This window comes from Phocaeicola coprophilus DSM 18228 = JCM 13818 (assembly GCF_000157915.1).
GTDB lineage: Bacteria > Bacteroidota > Bacteroidia > Bacteroidales > Bacteroidaceae > Phocaeicola > Phocaeicola coprophilus.
Genome location: NZ_EQ973634.1, coordinates 9,933 through 17,316 on the forward strand (window position 1 = coordinate 9,933; position 7,384 = coordinate 17,316).

Here is a 7,384-nt window from a genome sequence, read left to right on the forward strand (position 1 = left end):
CGCAAACGCCTATTAGATTTCTGCTATAAACATATTTTAAAAGATATATATCTTAAAGTAGGTATCAAGTTTATTGGACAATATAAGAATGTTTATTCAACACGATTACATGCAGCCATATTAAGTTGCTTACTTGGAAAAAAAACATATCTCTTTGACAATTCCTATGGAAAGTGTTCCGGTGTGTTTAATTTATGGATGAAAAATTACTCAAATATCAAAATGATGCAATAAATTATGGAATCTTTAATTTCAATAATTGTACCAGTTTTTAATGTAGAAAATTATATCAAGAGATGTTTATTATCTATTGCGTCACAGTCATACAAAGGTCCAATCGAATGTATAATAGTAGATGATTGCGGTTATGACAATAGTATAAGAATCTGTACTGATTTTATTTCAAATTATAATGGAGAAATACATTTCTCAATTATTCATCATCAGCAAAATAAAGGATTGGCTGCAGCCAGAAATACAGGTACGTTACATAGTAAGGGTGAGTACATCTATTATATAGATAGTGATGACGAAATTACCTCTAATTGTATTACACTTTTAGTAGACGCCTTGGAACATCATCCAAATGCTGAAATTATACAAGGTAATATTAAGGCGTTGAATGACTCATACAACATTTCACGTCACATCACAATAGATTACATTGAAGACAATAATCCTTGGGTAAGAAAACAATTTTATAATATTAGAAATATATTTCCCGTTAATGCATGGAACAAATTAATCAAGAGGGAGTTCATTTTTCAAAATAAATTATTTTTTATGGAGGGAATTATTCATGAAGACCAACAGTGGATGTATCATGTAACAAAGGTTCTACAGTCCATAGCATTCGTATTCGAACCCACTTATATACATTATATAACTCCCAATTCAATAATGTCATCTTTGTCACAAAAAAGAAGTGATGAAAGTTGGCTAAAGATATTAGAAGATATATACACAAACTTTGATGGGCCGTTCTATAAAGAACAATTACTCAAATACACAAACTACCTTATTTGTCATTACAATAGGGATTTATCTGGTTATAAAGAATTATGTAAATCATATATACTACTCCTAAAGAAAAACAGATTCTATGCTAGTTATTTTTGCACAATTTTATCATTTCGCTTATTAAATTTGACGAAAAAAGAAAAAAACCGATATAGAATAATCAGCATTTTCCAAAAGCTATTTTTGTTAATCAATAGATTTTAATCAATAAAATAGTATGCAAGATTGTATTTTAGTAAGCGTTATCACTACGGCATACGATCGTGCAGATTTTCTAGAGAAAGTTACTAAAAGCATTATACATAAACGTATAAAAATATCGAAATAATTATCCTTGACGATAATGTGCAAAAGGAAGATATATGCTAAGAACTGCAGACCGTAGTTGCACGTTATCCGCAATGTACTCTCATTGATCAATAAAACTATTTGGGTGGTAGCCTTTAAGCATTCTAAAGATCATGGATATGAAGATAATAAAGATCAAAAACTTATGGTGGAATATTAATGGGTATAATTGTTAAAAAAAGGACGAAGTAAATCTTAATTTTAACCGAAATATGTGTACTAATTTAGAATGTTTTAGGTGTAATAAAAATATATCAATTTTTAAAGTATAAAAAAATAGCTATGGAATCTAAAATAAGTACTCCACTTGTTAGTGTAATAATACCAACTTATGCCCGTTCCCAGTATATCTGCAGGGCAATAGATAGCGTATTGAACCAAACATATAAGAATGTTGAAGTCATTGTTGTGGATGATAATGGAGAGAATACAGAAAACCAATTGGCAACTTTTCAAACTCTTAAGTCATACATTGATAAGGAGCAGATAACATATATTACACATAAGACAAATCGTAATGGCAGTGCAGCCAGAAATACAGGCATTTTTAATGCAAAGGGAGAATACATCTGTTTATTGGATGATGATGATGAGTTCTTTCCCGAAAAAGTTGAGAAGCAAGTACAAGTTTTAAATCAATTGGATGATAGTTGGGCAGGAGTTTTTTGTAACTCAATAAATCGAACTATAACATTGCATGGAGTAAAAGAAAAGTTGAATAAAATTGTATTGCCCGAAAATATGTATGAAGAATTCCTCTTTTGTAGAGCTGGATTCGGTTCTTCTTCGTTAATGCTTAGAAAAAGTGTATGCCTAGAGATTAACGGATTTGATACTAGTTTTAAAAGACATCAAGATTGGGAGTTTCTTACGCGCATTTTAAGAAAATATAAACTTAAACAAGTAGAACCGAATGGTGCTTTGCTTTACTATTATATCTATCCATACAATATAAATCGTCCCTCAGGGAAGCAAGTACAAATTTATCGTGAGCATTATTTAGATAAATTTAAAGACGATATAAACGCAAGTTCTAATAAAAATAAAATTTATCACAAAAATTACTGGGATATAGCTTTGGCTTTGTTGAATGATTTTTGCTTTAAAGAAAGTTTTTATTATTTTAAAAAGTCAATTGCTTATCATTTTCCTACTTTAAAAGAAATGTTACGAATACCTCTTTATTTGTATCGGAGCGTGTTTAATAATTAAGAGCAATAATATGTATCCAATAAGTGTAATTATTCCTATTTATAAGGTTGAACAATATATTGAAAAATGTGCTCGTTCACTATTTGAACAGACTTTATCATCAATTGAGTTTATATTTGTTGATGATTGTAGTCCGGATCATAGTGTAGATATATTACGTTCTGTATTAAATAATTATCCTAATAGAATTTTGCACACAAGAATAATTCGTCATAATAATAATCGTGGTTTAGCAGCAGCGAGGAATACAGGTAGAATTGTAGCACAAGGAGAATACGTAATAAGTTGTGATAGTGATGACTGGGTTGAGCCTAACATGTATGAATCTATGTATAAGAAGGCTCAACAAACAAATGCAGATATTGTAATATGTGATTGGATGCAGATGTATCAAAATTCATCTAAGCGTATATATGTGAATCCTCCTGCTAATAATATGGATTGTATTGCTGCTTTATTATCTGGTAGAATGCATGGCAGCGTATGTAATAAACTGATAAAAAGAGAACTTTATACAAAGTATAATATTGTTAATATAGAAGGAGTGAATTATTGCGAAGATTTATTTGTGACCTACAAATTATTCTATTATGCACATTCTATTGCCTATATAAATCAGCCTTTCTATAATTATAGACAAATAAATTCTAATTCATATACATCTTCGAAACTAAGTCAATCATCACAGTCTGGTTTAATATTTCTTGTTAATGATGTCAAGGAGTTTATAAGGAGGAATCATATAGATGATAAGGCTGTTAATGATTCGTATGAATTTTTGAAGGTTTCTATAATAGCTAATTTATTGTTGCATGGAGATATAAGTAATGCAAATCAAATAGAGAAGGTCAAAATGCAAGATGTATTATTGCACCCTTCTCTTCCTTTTTATTATAAAATCGTAGTGTTACTTTTAAAATATAAGTGTAAAAAGTGTATAAAGGTAGTATGTTACTTATATAATTTTCTCAAAAAATAAGATTGTATTTTGTATGAAATGGATTCAACAAATAATCTATTGGATTGTAATATTAGGCTATTTAATAGTTGTAATGTGCTATAATTTGATAGAAAGTGAATGGGGATTTACATATACAGATGAAATTTTTGCATTATTATTATTTGGGATTTATTTGAGGTATCACAAATATGCGAAAAATTCTCCAAAAGAATTCTTTCAGTGTTGTATTGTTTTTATTTTCTATTTTTTGTATTCCTGCATTCGTAGAATAGTACCTGTTGAAGGTATTTTAATGGATCTTTTTATTCAAATAAAATCTTTTTTGGTTTTTTACATTATATATACCTTAGGACTTGGGTGTTCTTCTAATCAAAAAAAAGTGATAGAGGGTATCGTAAAAATAATAGTTCCTCTATTGGTTATTGTAGGATTTATGGGTATAGATACACAGATTGTCGTATTTTCTCATCCTTCTAGATATGCTACAGTTGTCTGTATAACAGGATTTCTCTATTTATATTGTTCGAAGAGAAGAAAAAATGATATTGTTATCACATTACTTATATGGTCATTAGGAATACTTTCAGAACGATCTAAATTTTATGGATTTTTCACTCTTGCTTTCTGCTTAATGTTGTTTGTACATCCGAACAGGCAGTTTAAATTATTAAAACCAAAGTCAATATTTGTAGGGATTATATTAATAGGACTTATCTTTTGGGCTGCAAAAGATAAAGTGCTATTTTATGTCATAGACGGGACACAGGGGCAAGAAGTATTTGTTAGGCCGGCCTTATATATAACTATGATATCAGTATTAAGGGACTACCCGTTGCTTGGACCTGGCTTTGGTAGTTATGCAACGTGGGCTTCAGGAGTCTTTTATTCTTCCTTATATACAAAGTATGGCATAGATAACCTATGGGGGTTAACAGAAGATAAGTATTCTTTTGTCGCTGATACATTTTATCCAAGCCTTGCACAATATGGCTTAATAGGTATCATGCTATTTTTTTATTTCTGGATATTAGTTTACAGAAAATCACAAGATAAACTAAAAAGATATAATGATATCATTGTGTATAAATCTGTTCTTTTGATAATAGCTTTCTTCATGATAGAGTCTTTGGCTGATAGTACTTTTACAAATAATAGAGGATTATATATGATGATTATTTTGGCATTATTTCTTAATGATAATAAGGGAAATAGATACATTCAAAATAGCAGATAATGAAAATCTTATTAATTGATGTTTACCACTATAATAAGGGTGGAGCAGAAACTGTGTGTTTTAATACAGGAAAAATGTTGGAAAATAATGGACATGAGGTTGTTTATTTTACGTTAAAATGGAATAAGAATCTTCCCTCAAAGTTTGAGAAATATTTTCCTGAATCAAAGGAGACTCGTAAGGGAATGTTTAGACAAGTAATTAATCTAAGAAATTATTTTTATTATCCTGATGCAGCAAAAAAGTTAGAAGAACTAATATTGGAAGAAAAACCGGAAATAGCTCATATACATTTGATGTGGGGACAAATTTCTCCATCTATTTTTCCTGTTTTAAGAAAATTCCATATTCCTGTGATTTTTACGGTTCATGATTATCGTATGGTGTGTCCTGCATATAGTTTTAAAGATGGTAGGGGACAAATTTGCGAGGCTTGTACTGGAAAATATTTTTACCGTTGCTTTACGCATAAATGTACTAAGGGAAATTATTTTTTAAGTATATTTATGGCAGCAGAAATGTATTTTCGTAATAAATATTTTAATCCTAATAAATATATTGATGGCCTCTTATATGTAAGTGATTTTGCTCGTAAAAAACATGAGCAATATATACCTGCTTTTAAGAGAAAGCCCAATATTGTATTGCACAATTTTTCTGTTTCGATAGCGGAAACAGGTAGATGCATAACAGATAAGTATTTTTTGTTTTTAGGTAGATTATCAGAGGAGAAAGGCATTATAACATTAATGAATGCAATGAAGGATAATCCAAAGTCAAAATTAAAAATTGTTGGGGCAGGACCTTTAGAAAATAAATTAAAAATATATCAAGAGCGTCATAATCTTCATAACATAGAATTTTTGGGGTATAAATCAGGTGAGGAGTTAATTAATTTAAAGAAAAAAGCTTATTTTGTTATTGTTCCTTCTGAATGTTATGAAAATAATCCTATGGCCATTATTGAATCTTATGCAGAAGGAGTACCTGCTATTGGTTCAAGAATCGGTGGTATTCCTGAAATTATAGAAGAAGGAAAGACTGGATATATTTTTACCTCTCAAAATGTTAAAGAATTAGCCGATATAATAAGAAAGGCTAGTAATTTGAGCGATGAAGAATATTTGACGATGAGTGATAATGCTATAAGATTTGCTCATAATGATATGAGTAAAGAAAGTTATTATGCACGTTTAATACCTTTTTATAAGCGTGTCATGAATATTTATAGGCAAGCAAATTCTATTTGAGATGGAATTTGTTCCATTATTTTTTTTGAATAAGTATTTGCAATAGAAGCAACTTGATATTTTAATGAAAATTTGTATTATTGGAACTAGAGGGTTTCCGAAAATTCAAGGTGGTGTAGAAAAACATTGTGAAGCTTTATATGTGAATATAGCAAAATTATATAATGCTATTGATATATTTGTTTTTAGACGGAAACCTTATATTGTATCTACACCTGATTATAATAGGTTACACTTTATTGATTTGCCATCAACTCAAATAAAAGGAGTAGAAACTGTCATTCATTCTTTTTTCTCTACTTGGGTTTCCATTATTAAAAGGGCTGATATTATTCATTATCATAATATTGGTCCTGCACTGTTTTCTCCTTTAGCTAAATTATTTGGAATTAAAGTTGTATTAACTTACCATAGTGCTAATTATGAGCATAAAAAATGGGGTAGATTTGCAAGGCTTGTTTTAAAATTGAGTGAAAAAATAGCTTTTATTTTTTCTGACAAGATAATATTTGTCAATAAATTCCAAATGGAGAAATCTTCTCCTAAATTTAAAAATAAATATGTGTATATACCCAATGGAATACCTAAAATAAAATTATCTGAAAAAATAGATTTTATTCAAAAATTGGGATTACAAAGAAAAAAATATATTCTTGCTGTTGGACGAATTACTCCAGAGAAAGGATTTGATATATTAATTAAAGCCTTTTCACATCTTAATACAAATTACAAATTAGTTATTGCTGGTGGTGTAGAAACAGAACGCAGTTATTATAAAGAATTGCAGAATATGAGTCCTTCTGAAAGAGTTGTTTTTACTGGATATACGTTTGGAGATGATCTGTGTCAATTGTATTCTAATGCTGCATTGTTTGTATTATCATCACGGAATGAAGGATTTCCATTAGTGTTATTGGAAGCAATGGCTTATAAATTGGATGTATTAGTGAGTGATATACCTGCAACTCATCTTGTAGATTTGGATAGGAATGATTATTTTGAGTTAGATAAAGAAGGTTCTTTAGAGAAAAAAATATTAGATAAATTACAAAATATAAAATCAAGGAATTATAATTTAGTTGATTTTGATTGGTCGAAAATAGCTAATCAAGTGTATGATATTTATCACGCATTGATAAAATAATAATTGTAAATAGTAATTATTCTTGAATAAATATGAAAAACTATACTATCGCCGTAGCCGGAACAGGCTATGTAGGTCTGTCCATCGCTACACTCTTATCCCAGCATCACCAGGTGACGGCTGTGGACGTGATCCCCGAAAAGGTAGAGAAAATCAATAACCGCATCAGTCCGATCCAGGACGAGTACATCGAAAAATACCTGGCTGAAAAGGAT

Annotated in this window: 7 protein-coding genes and 1 pseudogene; all 8 read left to right on the forward strand. The window is 29.6% G+C overall.

Going from position 1 to position 7,384, the window contains the following annotated elements:
• Positions 1-234 (forward strand): annotated as a pseudogene (locus BACCOPRO_RS18285) (polysaccharide pyruvyl transferase family protein); the annotation flags it as partial.
• Between the two features lie 3 nt (positions 235-237).
• A complete protein-coding gene (locus tag BACCOPRO_RS04150; protein ID WP_008141237.1) occupies positions 238-1,224 on the forward strand; it encodes a glycosyltransferase family 2 protein in 987 nt (328 codons plus the stop codon).
• A gap of 426 nt (positions 1,225-1,650) precedes the next feature.
• Complete coding sequence (locus tag BACCOPRO_RS04155) at positions 1,651-2,580, forward strand: glycosyltransferase family 2 protein (RefSeq protein WP_008141239.1); 930 nt, start codon at positions 1,651-1,653, stop codon at positions 2,578-2,580.
• A gap of 10 nt (positions 2,581-2,590) precedes the next feature.
• Positions 2,591-3,559, forward strand: coding sequence for a glycosyltransferase family 2 protein (locus BACCOPRO_RS04160; RefSeq protein WP_008141240.1), 969 nt, complete (start codon positions 2,591-2,593; stop codon positions 3,557-3,559).
• Positions 3,560-3,572: 13 nt separating this feature from the next.
• Positions 3,573-4,775, forward strand: a complete 1,203-nt coding sequence (locus tag BACCOPRO_RS04165; protein ID WP_008141242.1) for an O-antigen ligase family protein — start codon at positions 3,573-3,575, stop codon at positions 4,773-4,775.
• Positions 4,775-6,025: a glycosyltransferase family 4 protein gene (locus tag BACCOPRO_RS04170; RefSeq protein ID WP_008141244.1), complete on the forward strand. Its 1,251-nt coding sequence runs from the start codon at positions 4,775-4,777 to the stop codon at positions 6,023-6,025. The genes BACCOPRO_RS04165 and BACCOPRO_RS04170 overlap by 1 nt, the downstream gene beginning before the upstream one ends.
• Positions 6,026-6,089: 64 nt before the next feature.
• On the forward strand, positions 6,090-7,169 hold the full coding sequence (locus BACCOPRO_RS04175; protein ID WP_008141246.1) for a glycosyltransferase family 4 protein: 1,080 nt from the start codon (positions 6,090-6,092) through the stop codon (positions 7,167-7,169).
• A 32-nt stretch (positions 7,170-7,201) separates the two neighbouring features.
• A partial coding sequence (locus BACCOPRO_RS04180) for an NAD-binding protein (RefSeq protein WP_008141248.1) occupies positions 7,202-7,384 on the forward strand: 183 nt, incomplete at its 3' end.